Origin of the sequence: Parachryseolinea silvisoli (assembly GCF_021190955.1) — a bacterium.
Classification (GTDB): domain Bacteria; phylum Bacteroidota; class Bacteroidia; order Cytophagales; family Cyclobacteriaceae; genus Ohtaekwangia; species Ohtaekwangia silvisoli.
Map to the genome: position 1 here is coordinate 1928023 of NZ_JAIOAO010000001.1, position 20194 is coordinate 1948216.

The window sequence follows — 20194 nt, forward strand, 5'->3', positions numbered from 1 at the left end:
GATCGCCATGTGAAGATGAAAACTATTCTGCTCATTCTGGCATTATCCTGTCCGATGGTATATTCTTTTGGCCAGGCATCCATTACAGGAAGGGTGAAAGACAGGCAGCACGATCTGCCGTTTGCCACTGTACTTTTTCTCGGACCGGATTCTTCACTCGTGAAAGGTGTCGTAACAGACCCTGCGGGAAGATTTATTTTTGAACATGTTTTGCCCGGCAACTATCTGATCGTTTCATCGATGGTGGGATACACCCGCTTTATTTCACCGGAAATTTCAGTTGCTGAAAAAGATATTGTCTTGCCGGATATCATTCTTGAGGAGTCAGCCACTGCGTTGCGTGAAATTGTTGTGCAGGCTGAGAAGCCGCTGTTCGAGCAACAGACAGACAGGCTGGTCGTGAACGTTCAGAGCAGCATTACCTTATCGGGTAACACCATCCTGGAGGTGCTTCAAAAGTCTCCGGGAGTTGTGGTGAACCGGCAAAATAACAGCATCAGCATGAGCGGAAAAACCGGTGTCCGCGTGATGATCAACGACAAATTGATGTACCTGCCGCCGGATGTTGTGGTTCAGATGCTGGATGGTATGCATGCATCCAACGTTGAACGGATCGAGCTCCTTACCACCCCTCCTGCGCGATACGATGCTGAAGGAAGCGCAGGGATCATTCGCATTGTTACGAAAGAGCATGCGGACCTTGGCACAAGCGGTTCCTTTACCCTTATCGCGGGCGCGCATTGGGCGGAAACACTGGGTGGGAGTTTTAACCTGAGCCATCGCCGCCGGAAATTTGCCGCGTTTCTGGATTACTCTGCATTAAGAAACCACAACCTGCACCGATCTCACATTGGCCGAAAAACCCTTACCAACGGATTTGTTCAAACGGTATATGATGAGAGTACACGTGAAAATGTAACGAATCAGCAAAACCTCACTATGGGTGTCGAATGGAAAATCGATACCCGTACGACATTGAGCTTGCTGGTGGCAGGCTACCGGAGAAATTGGGACTTACATGCCACCGCGCACGACATACATCACGCGGCGGCTGACTCCACTGTTATCACCGATCTGAAAATCCATGAATCCAATATCTGGCAGAGTGCGACCGGGGCACTCGGGCTGCAGAGAAAGATCAATTCGAAAAGCGAAATCCATGTTACCTTGGATTATCTCTATTACCATAACAACAATCCGTCCGATTACGATAACAAATTGTTTTATGAGCAACCTAACCTCCACGAGACTTCGCAAATCGATTTGCAAAAAAAGACGCCTATCCGGATCCTGATTGCCGGAGCGGATTATCGATATGAGGCTTCTCCTTCGCTGATGGTGGAAGCCGGTGTAAAGGGAGTCACGTCACACCTGGATAACCATGTGCAGGTTCACCGGCTGATAGACGATGTGTGGACGGTCGATCCCTTTTTTACCTCTTACTCGACCCTCCGCGAGCAAACAGGAGCAGCGTATGCTTCCACAAAATGGAAGGCAGGACACCAATGGCAGGTGAACAGCGGGATCCGGTATGAATATACGCATACAACCCTCGGCACACCAGCGGTGAAAAATCTGGTGAACAGAAAGTATGGCTATTTTTTCCCTGCCCTATCCATAAAAAAAGAACTCGCCGGTGAAAAGGACCTTCAATTTTCTTATTCCCGGAGAATCACGAGGCCTACGTATAATGACATAGCACCTTATGTATTTTTCTGGGGACCCAGTACATTTTCGTCCGGAAACACTTCCCTGTGGCCGGCCATCTCCGATGCCTGGAAAATAGGCTATCATGTAAAACAATGGATGATCTCGTTACAATACAGTCATTCCCGGAAGGAAATCATTGCCTATCAGCCGGAGAACGACAGTCAGTCACAGAACCTGATCTATCGATCGCAAAATCTGCGGTACGCCAACACGATCGGACTTACCAATTCCTATTCCTTTGCGGTTGCCGTGTGGTGGGAGGTACAAAGTAACGTGACGGCAACCTATCAAACCGCGCAGACTTCACACCTTCCGGAAAATGCCGGGTTTCATTTGTATGGACTGAATGTGAATGTGACAAACGTCTTTCATCTTCCGAAAAATTTTGCGCTGGAAATCTCCGGATTTTACCAATCCAGGTTATTGGCGGGAACAGCCGAATACCTGCCACAGGGTTCTCTCAATGCCGGCATTCAAAAGAAAATGGGCGCGAAGGGAACATGGCAATTAGCGGTGGATGATATTCTTGATACAAACTACTGGCGGATCAAAACAAACATGCAGCAGAACAACCTGGATACTAGTTTCAACTATAATTTTCACAATCAATTTATCAGGCTATCGTATTCACGGAAGTTAGGCAACAACAGATTGCGCAGCCTAACATTAAAATCAGGATCGGAAGAGGAAAGAGGGCGGGTGAATTAGTTGCCGGATTCTTGTTCTTAGCCCCTGCCGGCAGGCAGGCCTGAGGCAGGGGCAAGAACTTACACCAGAAGCCCCCGTTAGAACGGGAGCTCTGAAACTGCCAACCGGAGCCACAAGACCCGGATAGAAACCTCCCGAAAGGAGGAACGAACCACAAGCACTTTAAACGGCGCAACACGCCACAGCAGGAAGACGCCCGCCGACAGCCACCAGCCACCGACGCGGACACGAAATATATATTTAAACATGCCTATGCGTAAAGGGATCGGGGAGACAGGTGCAAGGGCTGCCAAGAAAAAATACTACCTGGGGGCCGGCGGGAAGGCCTGTGCGGAAGGTGGAGATTTTTTCTTGCGCAGGCGAAGCGGACCCTTGCGCCTGTCGGACCGCATGCCCTTAGCTTGGGGCATGTTTAGATATATATAAACACGAACCGGAATTTTGGTTGTCGGTTAGATGGACGGTGGTGCGTACCGCGAATTGTTACGCCCCTTCAGGGCTTATGTGTCGTCGGTTGTCTGTTTACCCAGGCCTTCGCTGCCGCTCCGGCCTGGGCTATTGTATTACGCCCTTACAGGGCTGATTAGACTCATCTAAACACCCTGCATAAACCATAGAAATTGCCAGCAATTTTAGTTGGGCGCTTTTTTATAGTCGGTGTGGGCTGGCGGGGTGTATGGTTATGCAGGTTACGACGTTACCGTTGGGCAGTCGGGAGACTGCCCCCATGCTGGGTCCGAGTCTCCGCCCGAGACGGGCTAAGACTTGAACCAGATATACGCCAGAGTTTAATCATTATTTAACAACGACTGTACATTTTCGCGGGTGAGGCCGGTGAAGGTGCAGAAGTCGTCGATGGTTATGAGTTGACCGGGGCGTTTGCCGACGAACTGTCGGATTTGACGATGAATGCGTCCGGCTGTTTTGTAGCAATAGCCCATGATGCGCTGGATGTCTTTGGGGGTAAGTATCACTATATTTTTTTGCATAATCCTGATAGGGCTTTGATAGGGCTTAAGTACGGCTTTAGTAGGGCGTATCCCGCCCCTGTTTTTTCCTGTCGCCAAGTACTGCGATGGCTACATTTTTTGCAAGGCTTTGGTACCCTTTTCTGGGAACCGTTGGGAATATATAGGAACATATGGGAACCGTTGGGACACTCTGGGAACTGTCGTTATGGTTTGCCTCGCGCTGCTGGTATGTTTGAACCGCCGCAGCACAAGAGGTGAACCGGCCAGCCTGTAACAGGCCGGATACATTTAACAATTTTATTTTATGGCTAAACAGAAAGGGATCATTACACGGGGCTGGTGCGGGTCGGGGCAACCGCCTTTTGTTTTTTGAACTCCTACGAGTAATTTACACGATCATGAAGAAATCCCTCGCACTTTTAAAGCCTTACGGCATCATCGGCTACCTGGCTGCTATGCTGAGTTTCGTTTCCAACGTTACAGTGGCCCAAACCTCGCTGCCGGCTGGGTGTGATAGCGTGCGGATGGCTGCTGACGTCATGCCCGTCTACAAAAGGGGAATACAAGACTTTGCCATCGAATTCCGGAAAGCCATGAAGCTCCGGGACGGGTGCCGCCCGGACAAGATCGTATTCAAGTGGATCGTGGATAAAAACGGAAAACTGTCAAACATCGAAGTGACAGCTGCTGATGCAGACGACAAATGCCGGGAAGACTACATCCACATCCTGGAGTCGATGGCCGCCTGGACGCCCGGTAGCCACAAAGGGAAACCCGTCTGCGTGCGCATGGTGATGCCGATGTACGTGGATTATAAAGTGAGCAACTGGAATGATGACTAGGGCTGGCCAAACGGTGACCGCATAATTCCAGTTTCTTCATCACTCCCCCCAACCTGATCCAACGCCTTACACAGAGATGTTCCAATCCATATAAAGAGTAGATCATCCGTGGTTCAACCGTGGAACATCTATGGAGGAACGCAGTGGCAGACTTGAAGTATCCCCGGTTTTGCGTGCCAGGGCAGCGGCTTATTTTCGTCGCCCGGGCGTCCCATCCGGCACCACCTTCGCGCCATTTCGACATCCTTACCCCCGCCCAAAACATCCTGTCTCAAACGAACGACTTTTTTTTCAAAACAATCGATCAATACTGATGCAACATGTGGTTATCATGTGATCCGGTGCATGCTTTATAGTGGACAGTACTGTGTTCTGTCTGAATGGAAATGCCGACGTATGTTACTAGGTGTCCTTTTTCAGGCCCTTAAAAACACAATACATACCCACGAGCACAATTAAAGCCATGGATATAAATTGACCGATTACACTTTCGTTCGGTAATAGTATATTTTCTGCCCCTGCCAAATACTTAAACTCGACTACATCGCCCACAGCGTGCGCCTCGCAAAATGATCTACCAACCTTTTTTAAGAAGATCTTTTTGTTATACTCCACCTTCATAAATTTTCCATTCGCGAGAAAGGATGACGGTATATCGATTACTTCCATCCAGACCACCCGACCGTGTTGCTGCACCCGGTACGCATCTAACTTGTCACCCATCAGAAAAAATGGACCGACTGATAATACGATTCCAGCCACCAGAAAAAATTTATTCATATTCTCATTTTAAATGATCGGCGGAGCAACTCATGTAGCATCTTGCGTCACTGTGGACTTTTCGATGCGTGCTTCGCAGAAGCATCGACCCCGTTTATCCTTGTCATCCATTTACCGGGTTAATGCTAGAAGGTGTGTGCCTAGTTCGAGCCAGTTTTCTACCTTTTCCGTTATGCCTGCGTTCTGGGCGATGGCCGTGTATATGTCGGCTCGTGTTTTCCCCTCTTTACGAAGGTACTGAATCGACGTCGCCCCTGCCGACTTCGAAAGCTTGTCGCCGCCTGGTCCGGTTATCAGCGGATGATGATAAAACGTCGTCTCCAGAAACTTTTCTCGGCCCAACACCCGGGCCAGGTATAACTGCGCAAGTGTAGACGGCCAAAGATCCATCCCCCGTACAATCAGGTCGACACCGAAATGCTCATCATCGATCACCGACGCCAACTGATAGGCCGGATCGCCGTCCTTCTTTCTGACCACAAAATCATTCTGCTCCCTGGGCAGCCCCTCTACAACAGGCTCTCCCAGCGTATGCACCGTCAGTGGCGCATCATTGTCCGTACGCAGACGCCAGCTAACCTCCGGCGCATCAAAGGGCACCCCACGCGTGCGACAATGGCCCGTATAGGCCCCGGTAGCATCCGCCAGCTGAATCTTACTCCGCGAGCAGTCGCATGCGAACAGCGCCTGCTTTTCCCGTAGCTCCGTCAGTGCTTTGTGGTACAACTCCATCCGGTGCACCTGCGAATACTCCCGCTCGAACTCGTCAGCATTCCGCGGCCCTTCGTGCCAGGGGATTTCCAGGAAATTGAGCGTATCAAAGATGTCCTGGATGTACGCCCGCTGCGCCCGCTGCCGGTCCAGGTCATCAATACGCAACAGAATGCGCGCCCCGTGGCGCTGGGCCAGCGTAGCGGTCAGAACAAAGGAATAAATGTTGCCCAGGTGCAGATAGCCACTGGGCGTCGGAGCAATACGTGTGCGCAAAAAAGGCCTTACAGGCGTGCCCAGAGAAAAATCCATATTTAAAGATCGAAAAAAAGCCGACTGCGATTGACTTATCAAAAACAATTTTTACATTTGCGGCCCTGGAAGTCAAACGGACCGGTAGTTCAGCTGGTTAGAATGCCGCCCTGTCACGGCGGAGGTCGCGGGTTCGAGTCCCGTCCGGTCCGCAAACCAGATATCAATTCATTCAAGAGCCTGCAAATCGTACTGAATTGCAGGCTTTTTGTTTTTAGTACGTTCAGGTAATTCATCTAAACTCAACCTGTTTGAGTGAAATCGGTGAGTTATTTGAAAGCCGCAAAAAGACTCACCAACTCTCTCGCAATGGATTGACAATCAACCTGTTCAATCTATGAACATCTTGATTTGGCGGTGGCTGTAAGCATACATTTAAACCATGCTTAAACACCATCGCTATGAAGAACAGTCGATTTGGCGTACAATTCGTTTTCAGAAAACCTAAGGGTGCAACACGATCAGTCCTCCCTATTTACCTGCGCATCAGCGCCGGCGGGCAACGCACAGAAGTTTCCACGCGTCGTTCCTGGCAGCCGGTCCGTTGGGATGCTACCACGGGCAGGGCTATGGGCACGCGGGAAGATGCGAGGACGCTCAATGCGTATCTCAGCGCCTTACAGACACGCGTGTACGATGTATACCTGCAATTGGTGAACGCCCATCAGGATGTAACAGCTGAGGCGCTAAAGGACGGCCTGAGTGGGGTGAAGAAAAGCGGACGGACGTTGATCCCGATCTTCCAGCGGCATAATGAACAACTGGCGAAGTTGGTCGGAGCGGAATTTGCACAGGCAACGTTGGCTCGATATGAAGATATCAGACGGACGACATTGGTATCGACAAACTGGATTATGAGTTTGTGACAGAGTACGAGTTCTGGCTGAAGTCGTCTCGTAAGTGTGCGCACAATACAGCGGTTAAGTATATCAGCAACCTGCGGAAGGTGGTCAACATCTGTTTGAAAAACGGCTGGCTTGTGCGTGATCCTTTTCTGGGGTACAAGATGACCAAGCGGGAGGTGGAGCGGGCCGTGCTGACGCAGAATGAAATCGACCTAACTTCTCAAAAGGTATTTCCAAAGGGAGATAACCAACTTCCCGGTATCCGTCGAGCACTATATTTCCGTTATACGTACCAATAGTTCTGTACATGTCCAGAAAAAATTCATTACCTTTTTTTGCAGCACCTAATGGCTGTTCATAAATCAAATTCCCATCCTCTTCCAGGGTGAATTTGGAATACATACCATCTTTTTTAAAATTGACCCATACAGCGCCTTTCATTTTTCGTCCAGAAATAGTAAGCTCTGATTCTATCAAACGATAGTCGGGATTAAATCCAATCTCGGGTCCTCTCCGCCGGGCGTGCTCGGAAGCTTGAAGTAACGCTTCATTTTTTATAAGCGGTGCGGTTCTACTAAGATAATCACAAGCACTGTTCCAAACATATTCGATTTGCTCGCGTCTGGTAAGAGATATAAACTCAGATCTATTAAAATAACCATGATACGCCAGATGTCCACCATAATAATGGTGGGAATCTTGTTTTACCTCTGGCACCAGCTCGTACGACCTTTCCGTAAGAAAATGAATATTTAGAAATTTAATTCTCTTACCATCATAAACCTCATTCAGTAAGCGATTACACAAATTCGCTATTTCAAAAAAATCTACCGTAAGTTCGGATATTCTCTCCGAACCGTCGCTAAACAAAAACAATGTCCTATCTATTTTCATAATCCTGATTGACTGGCAAAGTACGATGCCCTTTAGCCTTGTTTGTAAGGCTGTCGTATTGTGTACGGCATTCTTCGCCCACTTCCAGTATCTGCGCGTCCACGTCAAAGCTGACAATCAACAGAAGCAATGACATCAAAAGAAAAAGCTTATTACTCACTATTTCGTAAGATCAGAAATACGATGCATAACACGCGACGACAACATCATTTCAAACACACCTAATCCCTGTTAAGAGGTCTAGTTCAAAAGTCTCCTCTGACTCACTTCGGATATCGTAGTATTCACCTCTTAACCGATTATCGGTTAGCCCTACGATTCTAAAACCATCAAAAGCTAACCGCTCTGTTCTCCATTTCACGCCCGAAGAATCGTATGCTATTAATTCCGTGTAGTTTACAAATAAAACAATGCCTTGAAATAATACTGAACACACATCAATTACAGGAATCGATTTCACTTCAGCCCAATCAGCTGGATTGTTAGCTGAAACAAAATATCCTGCCCTCTCGATACGACACAGAGCTTATCTGTATTGGGTAAGGTATAAACCCCTGATACTCCTTTCGGAGTTATTTCGCCGAAAGAAAAAACTCCAACCCAAGATTCTCCATGTAAAGGAGTTATTTTAACGAGTACTCCGTCCTTACCTCCTTGAGTACTTGAACCTGGGTAGTAGTATATTCTTCTTCCTGGAGGAAGTTCGTCTAAAACTTCAACTTCATAATCGTGTGAAAAGCCTAAATCGATCTTCATCAAAATCTTTTTTAATAAGGTTTAAAGAATCTATGCATTATGAGTTCTGTGTTCCCTGATAGCGAAGGTCTAACACCAATTTCAAATACTCCTCGTGTTCCATTAAGGGTACCTGGCATTTGATATAGGATGTTAGTATTGCTCAGTCCATTCGGGTGCAAGCCGGCCGTTTTCGCTTTTTTGAGACTATTTCAGCACAAAAATGATCCCTCCCGAAAATGCCGTAGCTTTTGAAGACAATTCAAGGCCGTCCCATTTGCCATAGGCAATTTCGTTTTCGTGAAATGGACGCAAGGCTTTGGTGTAGCGGTATGACGCGCGGATTGCCCAGCGGGAGCTGATCGAACCAATAACCGAGCCACTCCAAAAATACCCAGACACGAATCTGTTTTGGTGTACCCTTGGCCCAATACCTTTTACGAACTCCTGCTCAGAGGATAGCTCTTGGCTAAACTGAAATCCTATGTCAAGTGCAACGGAGAGTGGGCCGTAAACTACCGGATTGACACCTACACCGACTGGTACATTAAGGTAGTCGAGGGTGACGTCCACGGGATACGAAAGCCGGGTGTTCAGAAATTTGCCACCGTGTTGGGTATAACCCAAACCAGTTTTAACATAAAAGAATTTATATAGTTTTAAATAAACAGTCAGATCAAAATCTTTTGCATTCTTACCTACAGCTTTAAACCTTGACGGCTCATAGTCAGTCGCGCTTCCTTCATTTATCTCATCTTTAAATGAGCCATATAACTCGCTTTCATTGTACCCAATGTCTAGTCCAAGGCTACAGCCTTTGGCCAGCGGGCCTGACAAATCTTGGGCCTGTATTGTGCAGAGGGTGAATAAAGGGAAAAGTAAAAAAGTAGATTTTATAAATGAATTCATCAAGGTAGTATTTCAAGTAGGTCATCAGATAACACTATGTTTTGGCATTTAAAACGCGCCGTGAGCACCTATTATTCGGCAACTATCGGAGCTTTCTCGAAGACTGGAAAGAGCACACCTTTCTTATCGAGCATCTTCTCCGGTGGAGGCAGAATACAATCTGGAATAAGCGCCGTCATTGACTCACAAAGCCTTGTGAAACTCTCGATGTCCGGGTAAGCATCAATTCCATATCCTGGAGCAAGCCGCATCCAAACTTGATATTTTCCTCCTTGCACCTGTTCAAACAGATAGACCTCACCATCCCCCACCTGTTCTGGTATTTCAGGATTATTTACTAATTCTTGGTTTGCTTTGATCAAGATACCTTCAAGATTTTTAAACATTGAATCAAACGCTGCGGATTTCGTTGAATAGGAGAATGACAGCGCGCTAAGACCCAATTTGTCCGTACCATTGCGATCTCCCCTTCTCGAAAAAGATACATCTGCTGAATCGGCATGTTTAACAACGGAAATCATACAGGTGCCCCCTATAACCGGCGAAAGGATTGTTAGTCTTCTAACAGTCTGAGACCTTTGCCGGATCGAACTATCACCAAATGACCGGATCGTCTGGGCAAAATGTTTTGCCATGATTGTGTCTGCGTGCGGATCCTTTGACAATTCACCTGGGTTAAAGAAGTTATTTGAAATGACAGCCGCCGGCTTGTGGCGGCTAGTACACGCCAATACGACAAACATTAAAATAACACTTGCTCGTTTCATTGTAACTAATTTCTAGGAATTGTAAAATCTTTTAGGCCCGTATCCTTCAAAATAGGAAGGATGTGATATGGTTCTCTTACTTCTTGATATCTGTTATAGAAATAGATATTATTCTTTGAGATCACGACATTGTATACATCTTTGCCTCGATGTAGGTCGTCTCTGGGGCTAGGTGCTTCTTCAATTCCATCTGAGTAGTGGAAATGTATTTTGCCCACCCAATCGTCAAAGGCTGTAGGATCAAAGACAATGAAACTACCAGTACCCTTGAAAACTTCTGGTCCCCTAACAACGGCGCCATTTCTTATATATAACATACTACCAGCCTCGTTGGACTCTGGATTTTTCTGTTCTTTGTAAAACCGGAGAAAGTCATCCACTGCGTATGTACGTCCGAAATTACTTAGCAGTTTGGTTCTAAACTGCTGATTAGTCATGACTGCGGCGGATCTGTCATACCATTTCATAAATTCACCCCATTTTTCCGCGTCAATGGTCACAACATTATTAGACCCATCCTCAACATGCTTTCTCTCGCCTGTTTTCGTGTTAACGAAATCAGTGTTCGCTTCTCCGCCGTCAGGATCACCGAAGACAGTGGGCGCATTTCCAAATCCAACATAAGGGGAATAAAATTGTCGCTTCGGGTCGATGGAAGTCCAGCGGCCGATTATTGGATCGTATTCTCTCAATTCAAAGTGGTTCCAGCCCGTCTCGCCGTCTTTTTCCGCATATTGGCCTTGGTAACCGAACCTGTAGGTACCCTCGTCAGACTTCTTCTCGCGCAATACGTCGCCCCAGACGCCGTAGTCTGTAGCTTGCGTCACAATACTTCCCTCGTGAATCACCGTCAAATCATCGAACCAAACTTTCGTTGCTTCGCTTCCATTGCTTACCCAAATATATACATACCCAGAAGCCGGAATCACGATTGAATCAGCCAGCATTTCGTGGGCGTCGGGTGCGTTCTCCTCGCCTGGCTCAAATCCTGCCGACGAGCTTACCTGTACCTTATGGGAAGCTACTGATGTCCAACTTTCATCAAAAACAACATAATTCAAGAACGCACGCGGCACCAAATTATTGTCTCCCGCGCCGTTCATTCCCGCCAACGCACTTTCAAGCGTTCCCTGCGGATTCAACAGCGACAGACCGTCGCGGCCTAAAACCGTAGCCAGATCGGACCCCAAAAACTCTGCAAGCAGCGGCATTGTGAGATCGTTCGTGTAGTTAACTTTCTCTTGGTATCTGACCCAAGTCTTCAAGCTTATCTTATCACCTGCGTGCACCTTTAAGGCTATTGATGGCCCGACAGCCCGGTCAGCAGCTTCGAAATTGGTCATTCCATCGACCCAGTATAGATAAGCCGATTTATCGGGGAAGGAAATCCTTCCTGGCATAGGCTGAGTGTGGTTCATTCTCGAATCGACGACCTCAGTCGTAAACAAATTCTCGAAGTACTGCATCTCCTCTACCCTGGGATTGGCGAATTCTTGGACTTCGCTGTCCTCCATTGTTGCCGCGTAGACACTGATGTTATCTCGAATTATTGCCCGGACGTTTCCAAGCTGATCTACGACTTCGTATGCCGTAGAAGCATCTTGCTGCGGATAAAACACTCCCAGTTTGCTCGCACCGTAAATAGGAATCTCGGTCAAAGACAATGTATCGATGTCACCGACCAATGGCTCGCCTTTCTGCTCGTAAACACTCACGATAGCCCCGGTAATCGTTCGAATATACCAGGTGGTGCGAACATCACCGTCGGGGTAAGTTTCGGGGAACACTACTTTCCCCAGGCGGAATCCCCGGTCATCATAGAGGTTTTTTATCTTTGGCTTCGTCTTCGCCGAGTCTGAGTAAACTAACACTACCCTGCTCATCACATCATAATCGATATATTGATTATGCCCGTCTTGCCTGTCTTCCTTAATCAAACGACCGAGGTTGTCATAGTCATATTCATCCACATAACTGCTCACCCGTTTGAGGCGATTGTCGTAACGACGATTCCCTGGCACAGCGTTGTCATATCCATATTCGTAACCAAATGTATTTAACGTGAGTGCGCTCTGATCGTAACGACGGAGGCTTCTGATGTTACCATTTGGATCGTAGTTCATTCCCGTCAACCTGTACCGATTACCCTTGAGCTGAAAACTTCCTTCGCTGAAATCCGGGACGCCCCAGTTAGCATTCAACATCTGGTAATTCTGATCATACTCGTAAAGATACATTCCCGTCAATGGCTCGTCAGAATCTGGAGACTCCGTTCGCCAAACCGCGGTACTAACAAGTCCGTTGTATAGCGGGTTAAGCTGGAAATTCGACGCCGGCGCCTGGTCGCCAGGGACGACCTGCAGATTGAACTTCCGTTCTGCATAGTTGCCATTTTTATCGACAGCGGAAACAACAATGTTGTTGTAGGTCCCTACATGAGCAAGCAGCGACGGCTCAAAAACAAGTTTTGCTTCACCTGTTCCGGTGCTAACAATCTTAACGAAGGCTGGTGCATTGGTCGTGACAATTTGCAGCTCAGCTTTATTAAGAATCGCTTCGACTTTAGGCCGGACCACCTGATAGATCACGCCATGCCCGGCATTGTTGACGTGAATTCCGTCAACGTTGTAAGTCGAGAGTATAGTAAGATCAGATGTATTTACGAGTGGGGTAAACACGTCGATTGCGCTCGCACCAAATGTCGATTTGATTGTATTGGCGAGGGTTTGGAGCACTGTTCGTTGCGGGAGCGACAGGGATGACCGGGGCTGCGTGGTTGTTATCAGCACGCGGGCGCCGGCATTTTCTGCCGCCTGCTTGAGTGTCGTCAGCCTGGACATAAATTCCTGAGGTGTAATGCCAGCCGCAATATCATTGGAAGGCAGGTTGATGATGACAAGTAAGGGATTATAGCTCAACGCCTTCGTGATATTTCGTTGGGGGTTCCCCGTAACAACGATGCTGTCGGTCGTGTAACCGAACTTTGCTAGATTGATAAGGTTCCAGCCTGCTTCGTAGCCTTGTAGGGCCTTCCCTAGGAGATTTGCCCACGAATTGCCCGCAGGGTTGGCTCCATAACCTTCGGCTGTTGATGATCCGAGTATGACGATATTTTTGCGGTTCAGCGACAAATTGCCGCCAGGGATGGCGTGTAGCGATACCTCTTTTATACCTCCGACGTTGATCACCTGGTTGGCTACTTGTGCCAGAATTGGAATCTCACCGCTATTTTCGGAGATCAGTTTATTTGAGTAAGGGGTCACCCCATCTGCACGTGTGCCTCGCACGCGATAATAATAAATCTGATTGACGCCTGCGGTCGCATCGGTATAAGAAGTGACATTGGCCGACGTTGTGGCTAAAAGCGTAAAAATGCCTCCCAGGGTCGTGCTCCGGTAAATTTCATAGGCTGATTCGTACGGTGTGTTATCTGCCCAACTCAGCTTGACACCGGCACTGCCCGCCAGCCGCTGACAGTTTTCAAGGATCGGAGCATCGAGTTCGGGAAGGCTGAATTCAGTAAAGTCCATGACATTGAGATATGCTAATACGGACCCGGTCTCCACGTTGAAATCCAGCATGAGCTCTCCCGCCCGATTCGGGCGCACCATTTTAAATGTTACAAGCGTGCTGTCGTTGTTCGCCGCATTGACCGTGCGTTTTTCGCCATCTATGGTGTATGAACCTGTTCGTTGATCGACTGCCTGCCTTGATGCGAAAATATTGATGGTATAGTAGTAAGCCGGGTTCAAACCCTTGAGCTTATACACACCGCCGGCGGCCCAGGCAAAGTAGCTATCGCGCGTTGCGGAGACAGGATAACCTTGCGGAGGTTTCTGACCAGTGTATCCCTGCGTGTTAAACGGCGTCGGGTCGTTGGCGTAGTTGTTACTTGCATTCTTAACAATCTCGAAGTCGATTGGAGACGCCTGCCCTTTTGAATCTACCATGTCGGAAAGTATTGCGCCCGTGTTTCCACCGGTCATATTATTCCAACCTAAGACATTGGTGGGTGTTAAAGGGTCGCCAAAATCGATCAGGAACCTTCGAGGCAACTCACCAGGTACAGAGACTCCGGAAGCATTACTGTACGCTGACGACGCGGCAGACAGCCGCGAAACGAGGCGGTATTCATACGATGTCCCTGAAGCCAGGAGTCCATCGACATAATTGTTGCTGTTTGCCGCGACGGTTTTCACAACCTGAAACACCGATTCACCGGTGGCACGGCGCTCAATCGTAAAACCGCTTTCATTTGATGAATTGTCCGTCCAGGAAAGGTTGGCAAAACGGCCAGAGAGCGTTGCCACAAGATTGGAAGGAGCCGCTACAACCGGCGCGCCGGTCTCGTTGATATCCATCACCCCCAGGTAGCCCAGTTGAGAGCCGGCCGCTACGCCGAACGCGAGTTCGAGCTCGCCTTGTGCGGACGGAGTCAAGTTGTAAAAGGTTATTGTCCTGTTTGTATTGCCGGCTGCATCGAGAAGATATTGCTTGCCATTGATTGTAAAGGTTGCCGTCTTGTCATGAACAGATGACACCCTCGATCCAAAAATGGTGATCGAGTAGAAGCGGTTAGGATTTAGCCCTTTTAGCTTATACGTGCCGCCAGGGCCATAGGCAAAGTAGCTATCCCTGCACGCGGATTCTGGATATCCATTAAATGACCCTACATAGCCATCAGCATTGTATACATTGAGATTGCCGAAACCATTCGAGGCAACCTTCACGATCTGCACGCCGATCGGCGAAGAATTCCCGTTGGAGTCCTTAAGATTCGCCAATGTATAGCCCTCTAGTGGGCTAGTGACGTTATTCCATCCAGGCGAATCTGTCGTGTACTGCGGGCTTCCAAAATCAATCAGATATCGCCGATCGGGAGGATTACCTGCCGTTGTAACGGATATCGGATTGCTATACGCCGAATTGATCGTGCCATATATAGCACACACGCGATATTGATAAGCTGTTCCTGTCAGTGTCGTTGCGTCAGCGAAGGACGCGGTATTGGGAGGAAGTTCGGCAATCTGACTGAACAGGGTCTCCTCCGGCATCTTACGCTCGACACGGTAACCGGTCTCATTTACCGCAAGATCACCCCACGACAAACTGACACCATTAGCTACTAGAGACGACTGCAACGTCGCGGGAGTCGCCACGATCGGGTCTGTCACTTCAACGAAGTCCAGTACGTTCATGTAACCGAGATAAGAATTCTTATCTACGCCGAAATCGAAGACAATCTCTCCATTTTGATTAGGAGCCACATGATGAAATGTAACCGTCCGTGTCGAATTGTTCATCGCGTCAAGGAGCTTCCGGATTCCGTTAATGGTAAATTGACCGGTCCTGTCATTTTTTGATGCGACGCGAGAGCCAAAGATTGTAATCGAATACCATTTGTTTACATCCAATCCGGTCAGTTTGTAGGAGCCTCCATTTCCATGAGCGAAGTAACTGTCTAAGCATGCCCTTGCCGGATAGCCAAGTGCCGAACCATTGTACCCAATCGTGTTGTAATAAACACCATCTCCGGAAAAAGTGGCGGAAGCGTCCTGAATGACTTCAAGACCAATACCGCTTACTCCACCTTGGGAATCAACCATATCGCTAAGCGCTGACCCCGTTGCGCCACTGGGCATATTGTTCCAGCCGGGTTCTTTGGTTTCAAATGCAGGGTTGCCAAAATCAACCAAAAACCTGCGATCGGGTGTGCCTGGTACGTCGAGCAATGTCGTATTGCTTAATTCTGAATCCTCGTTTTGGTTGAATGCTTGAACGCGGTACTCATAGCTGTTGCCAACCGACACCGCCAAATCGACGTATTGCGCAATATTCGCTGCGACGGTATCCAGGCGTTCAAATGCTGCACCGCCATTTTTCCTGCGGTCTATGTAAAATCCAGTTTCATTCAAGGAATTGTCTGTCCAACTGAGCACCCCTTGCCTGTTGACCACCGCCGAAGACAGCCCCGACGGCTTTAGGATTCCTGAGGCAGCTTTCTCGATCAGCGTCAGCACGTTGATATAACCAAACTGGGAGCCAGGTGCCACGCCAAAGTCCATGATAATTTCGCCTCCGGGTGTAGGCTTGATGTTATGGAAACTCACCGTCCTGTTCAAGTTGTCAGCTGCGCTCAAGGTCTTCACTTGGTTGTTAATGGTGTAGGCCCCTATGCGACTGGGGATTGTCTGGGAAGCTCGAGAGCCAAAAATGGTGAGCGTATAGTATTTCGATGCGGTGAGGCCTTTGAGTTTATACGTGCCGCCTGGACCATACGCGAAGAAACTGTCGCTGGAAGCGTCATCTGGATACGCTGTCCCGGTCGGCGGTCCATCCGGATTATAAAAATTCCCATTGCCGTAGCCGTTCGATGCGTTTTTAACGATTTCGATCTGAATGGTCGACGCGTCTCCATCCGAGTCGACCAATGACGTTGACACTGCGCCGGTAAGGCCGTTGGTCATATTGTTCCATCCTGCTTCCTCGGTTTGCGTGTCGGGATTTCCAAAATCAACATTAAATTGTCGATCATCCACAAGCATCGGCATAACCTGTTCCGCATCAGCCGAAGCGACGAGGCGATCAGGTTCAACAATGCCATTCATGAATTCTCCATTTCCGACCGCGTCAGCTTCATAATCACTGGACGCGCCTTTGCGGTCTGCTATATAGTGGTTTAACACCTCCCGAAACAGTTCTCCCGATATACTATGCTCAGCAGGCGCTGCACTCTGCTGTTCGACAGTTTCCCTGGTCATATAAGCGGGCTTAATCAACGACGCAATCGCATCCGGTATTCCCAGATATTGAAAATCCCGGTCCTGTGGCGCCTGCTGTTTTGGATTGATTGAGGACACTTTGAAGACATCGGAAAACTCGCTCTCATAATAGCTCAGGAGCAATCCAAAAACATCTTTTTTGAATTTGCTATGCGAACCCGCAGCGCCATCGTTTCCAGGGTCTTGAGAAACATCAGGGTGGTTGATCTGCGTGAGCCACCCCTGGATATTATAGACAAAGTCAATTCCTTGAAGCTCGTCTCCCAGTTCAACGCGTTTTAGTGGGCCATGCAGGTAATATTCATACCGTGCTCGCAGCTGTCTCGGACCAGAATCTGTGCGTGCCGTTTGGACCTCGATCAGGCGACCATCTTTATCGTAGTTATAAAAATGATGAAACTCTGAAAATACCTCTCTAGATCTGTCGTATGCCAGACTTGCAGAACGAAGCACGTTCCCAAGAAAATCATAAACATACGTGAGTACAAAGACTTTATCCAATGCCGCAGGCTTCTGCGCTACCCACGCTACTCGCCCCAACTCGTCATAACTATACCACGTTTGAATGTTAGCGTTACGTCTATACGACACTGCTCCCAAAACAAAATTCTGGCGATAAACCATCGAGTCCAGATTCGTCCTCTTATATATTGACGGATCCGGGGAGTCATAAACTGTCGTGACCCAGTCGGTCTTATCCTCCAAGTCAAAGGTGTCCTGGTCCACTAGCTCCAGCTGGTCGTTTACATCGGAGAAACTGAACGAACCGGTATATTCTCCAACCTGGATAACCCGACCGATTTGATCATATGCCGAGTAGGAAAACTTACCCTTATCTGATACATTCAATGAGTCGTTCAGCTTCTGTAAGCTCGTTTGGGAAAACCGAATTTTACCGTCTCTGCGCGATTTGTAATGAACTCGTCCCCCATCGGATTCGTTCGATTCAAGCAGCGTTCCTCTAAAGCTATATCGAACTGTTCGCTTGTCAATTTTGGAATATGGGACACCCGCTTTAAGTGCCTCAATGCCATTTGGCGTAATCGCCGCCCTTAATTTTCCAGCATCATCAAAGAAGTCATAAGCTATGTCACGAAATCTGTTGACAAACGACAGAGAAACCTGTCCTGAATTCTTGCGAAGGATGAGCCGGTAGAAGCCCGCGGGCCATTTTCCGTCCGACTTAGCGAAGGTTTGGCCAGCCGGCTTACGTTCATTGGAAACTATATCCTCAAAAGTGAAATTGCTATTGGCTGATGCGATGGTTACCGACTGGGGTTCTAAAAGGTAAAAATAAGTCAGCCTCCGGAAATTAGCCGAGGTCGAATCGCCACTCGATATGATGGTGGTCGGCACTTCCAGCACGTCATTCGCTTCCGTTGCGCTTTTCGCCCTCATGATCGCCTTCCCTTCTTTGTCGGTAATCGTGATCAAATACTTACCATGAGGATCACGTATGACAGTTTGAACGCCGCGCTGGAGCAGACTACTTCTTTGTGTGATTCCAGGCAATGCCAACAGGCGCTTGACCAGATAATCGTTCAACTCGTTGAATACAGGAAATGTTCCGGACAGGGATTCATGCCTAGCTCCAAAACGTAATGCTTCACCCAACCCGCCCGTTTTACGCGGCTCACCAGAGCCATCCTCGTAGAAGTCGCTACGAGCATACGGAAACTTGCTTTTCGGGACACTGGTTTCAATATCGTTATTCTCACTGTAATACCACCCGAGTGTACCTGGAATTTGATCATTCAAAGCTTCCGGGTTCAGTACATTGCCGGCCGTCACGCCATCGGGAGGCAGATCAAATTTTTTATAGTCATAAATGTCCTGCTTGGCCGACGCCATAAAGTTCTCCTTATAGGAAAATTGGTAGCCTATGGGCGCGCCGTGAGTTTGGCCAACCACTCTTTCATACCGGTCCGAAATGTCCTGAGTTGCCAATACCCGTCCATTCGATATTGATTTCGTTTGTGTCTGGATCTTGTTACCGGATTGATCAACATACACCCGGGATTCACCGACAATGACAGGCGCGGATTGCCCACCATTTGTTTCTATACGTCCGTCATAATTCCGCGTATGGATAAAATTCGTTTCTGAGTCATCCAATGAAATCTGAACATTCAGAACTACAGTTGGACCCCATGTATTCGTAACGTTATCCCGTCCCTTCAAATAATAGGTCCCATCGAGAAATTTACGATCGCCCACAACGGACTGGCCTTCGTTAAATGGCTCAATAATCTCGGGGTCACTGCTGGCGTTGTTCACCCAGTAGTAGGTGGCGTATGTAAAAATATGCGTTCTATCAGCATTCCCGAAACCGATCGTCTTGTAGCCGCGGTGGTCGGCTTGTGATAGGACGGCCGCAGGCGGCGCGTAATCCACAACAACATGCAGCGGTCCCACTGCAGGAAGCCAGCAACTTGAGGCGTTGCGCCGTAACCAGTAGTCGCCCGTTTCGTAGACCAAATAATCCTCGTAAATCGCATTCGGCAGACCCATAACCTGTCCGGTGGCCGATGTCTGCCAATAGTAGCCGAAGTCGGTTCCAGTTGAGGTAAGGACTTCTTTGTGATAGTAATTCGTCGCCCGTATTTGTGGCGTTCTTGTAGCCGTCGGAACTGTAACTTCCTTGCTTGCAGATGTCCTACAACCAGCCGCGTTGATTCCCGAAACTCCGAACGTCGTCGTTTGATTGACCGGCGAAAAAGAGACTGATGTCCCGGTTGGTGAAGACACGTGTGGGACGGAACCCCACCCATATGTTACGCCATTTTGGGGGTTGTCTACGACGAAGCTGGCGGTGCCACCGGGACAAACGATCGATGGTCCGGTGATTGTCGTCGGCGAGAGGCCTTGCGTAACGTTTACTACGATCGCATCCCATTCCCTTCCGCACATGACTTGCTCAGGTTCACTCCAAAACTCCAGGGTTATTGTATGCTGGCCTGGAGTTGTAAATGTGTGTTCAATATAGGGGCCACCAATCGGAGTCGTATTTACCCGCACATTGTCCACATAGAACGTGTACCTATTAAAGCAGCTCAGGTCGCATGTGGCTGAGAGGGCCACAGGCATGCCAGTACACGCCGGAGTCGCCATTTGGACATGACATTGGCCGACAACGCGGTTGGGCGCAATCAAAATAAAAATTGCGACGACCATCGGTCCAAAGAAGAGATATCTGAACTTATCCATATCTGAAGTAAGTATATTCAT

Annotated in this window: 11 protein-coding genes, 1 tRNA gene and 1 pseudogene; 5 read left to right on the forward strand and 8 right to left on the reverse strand. The window is 48.4% G+C overall.

Annotation, left to right across the window (positions count from 1 at the left end; genetic code table 11):
- Positions 1-15 precede the first annotated feature (15 nt).
- Positions 16-2418, forward strand: coding sequence for an outer membrane beta-barrel family protein (locus K7P01_RS08055; protein ID WP_267291653.1), 2403 nt, complete (start codon positions 16-18; stop codon positions 2416-2418).
- 788 nt (positions 2419-3206) lie between these two features.
- On the opposite strand, the gene K7P01_RS08060 is transcribed toward K7P01_RS08055, so the two are convergent.
- A complete protein-coding gene (locus tag K7P01_RS08060; protein WP_267291655.1) occupies positions 3207-3407 on the reverse strand; it encodes a hypothetical protein in 201 nt (66 codons plus the stop codon).
- A 380-nt stretch (positions 3408-3787) separates the two neighbouring features.
- Here K7P01_RS08060 and K7P01_RS08065 point away from each other — a divergent pair, with 380 nt between their 5' ends.
- On the forward strand, positions 3788-4231 hold the full coding sequence (locus K7P01_RS08065; protein WP_267291657.1) for a hypothetical protein: 444 nt from the start codon (positions 3788-3790) through the stop codon (positions 4229-4231).
- 402 nt (positions 4232-4633) lie between these two features.
- On the opposite strand, the gene K7P01_RS08070 is transcribed toward K7P01_RS08065, so the two are convergent.
- Together K7P01_RS08070 and K7P01_RS08075 are read right to left on the reverse strand one after the other, a co-directional pair.
- Positions 4634-5011, reverse strand: a complete 378-nt coding sequence (locus K7P01_RS08070) for a hypothetical protein (RefSeq protein WP_267291659.1) — start codon at positions 5009-5011, stop codon at positions 4634-4636.
- 111 nt (positions 5012-5122) lie between these two features.
- Entirely contained in the window at positions 5123-6034 is a 912-nt protein-coding gene (locus K7P01_RS08075; RefSeq protein ID WP_267291661.1) for a glutamate--tRNA ligase family protein, read from the reverse strand.
- A gap of 78 nt (positions 6035-6112) precedes the next feature.
- Between K7P01_RS08075 and K7P01_RS08080 the strand changes: the two genes are divergently transcribed.
- The 3 genes and pseudogenes from K7P01_RS08080 to K7P01_RS32090 form a co-directional block, all read left to right on the forward strand.
- A tRNA-Asp gene (locus K7P01_RS08080) sits at positions 6113-6186 on the forward strand.
- A 249-nt stretch (positions 6187-6435) separates the two neighbouring features.
- A complete protein-coding gene (locus K7P01_RS08085) occupies positions 6436-6900 on the forward strand; it encodes an Arm DNA-binding domain-containing protein (protein ID WP_267291663.1) in 465 nt (154 codons plus the stop codon).
- A pseudogene (locus K7P01_RS32090) lies at positions 6897-6980 on the forward strand (hypothetical protein); the annotation flags it as partial. The gene K7P01_RS08085 and the pseudogene K7P01_RS32090, both read left to right, overlap by 4 nt.
- Positions 6981-6984: 4 nt before the next feature.
- Here the strand turns inward: K7P01_RS32090 and K7P01_RS08090 are convergent.
- The 5 genes from K7P01_RS08090 to K7P01_RS08110 all read right to left on the reverse strand — a co-directional run bounded on the left by K7P01_RS08090 (position 6985) and on the right by K7P01_RS08110 (position 20173).
- Entirely contained in the window at positions 6985-7773 is a 789-nt protein-coding gene (locus K7P01_RS08090) for a hypothetical protein (protein ID WP_267291665.1), read from the reverse strand.
- Between the two features lie 456 nt (positions 7774-8229).
- Positions 8230-8529 carry a hypothetical protein gene (locus K7P01_RS08095; RefSeq protein WP_267291667.1) on the reverse strand — a complete coding sequence of 100 codons (300 nt, stop codon included), beginning with the start codon at positions 8527-8529 and terminating at the stop codon, positions 8230-8232.
- A gap of 186 nt (positions 8530-8715) precedes the next feature.
- Positions 8716-9417 carry a hypothetical protein gene (locus K7P01_RS08100; protein ID WP_267291669.1) on the reverse strand — a complete coding sequence of 234 codons (702 nt, stop codon included), beginning with the start codon at positions 9415-9417 and terminating at the stop codon, positions 8716-8718.
- A 71-nt stretch (positions 9418-9488) separates the two neighbouring features.
- A complete protein-coding gene (locus K7P01_RS08105; protein WP_267291671.1) occupies positions 9489-10184 on the reverse strand; it encodes a hypothetical protein in 696 nt (231 codons plus the stop codon).
- A 5-nt stretch (positions 10185-10189) separates the two neighbouring features.
- Positions 10190-20173 carry a GDSL-type esterase/lipase family protein gene (locus K7P01_RS08110; protein ID WP_267291673.1) on the reverse strand — a complete coding sequence of 3328 codons (9984 nt, stop codon included), beginning with the start codon at positions 20171-20173 and terminating at the stop codon, positions 10190-10192.
- Positions 20174-20194: the final 21 nt, after the last annotated feature.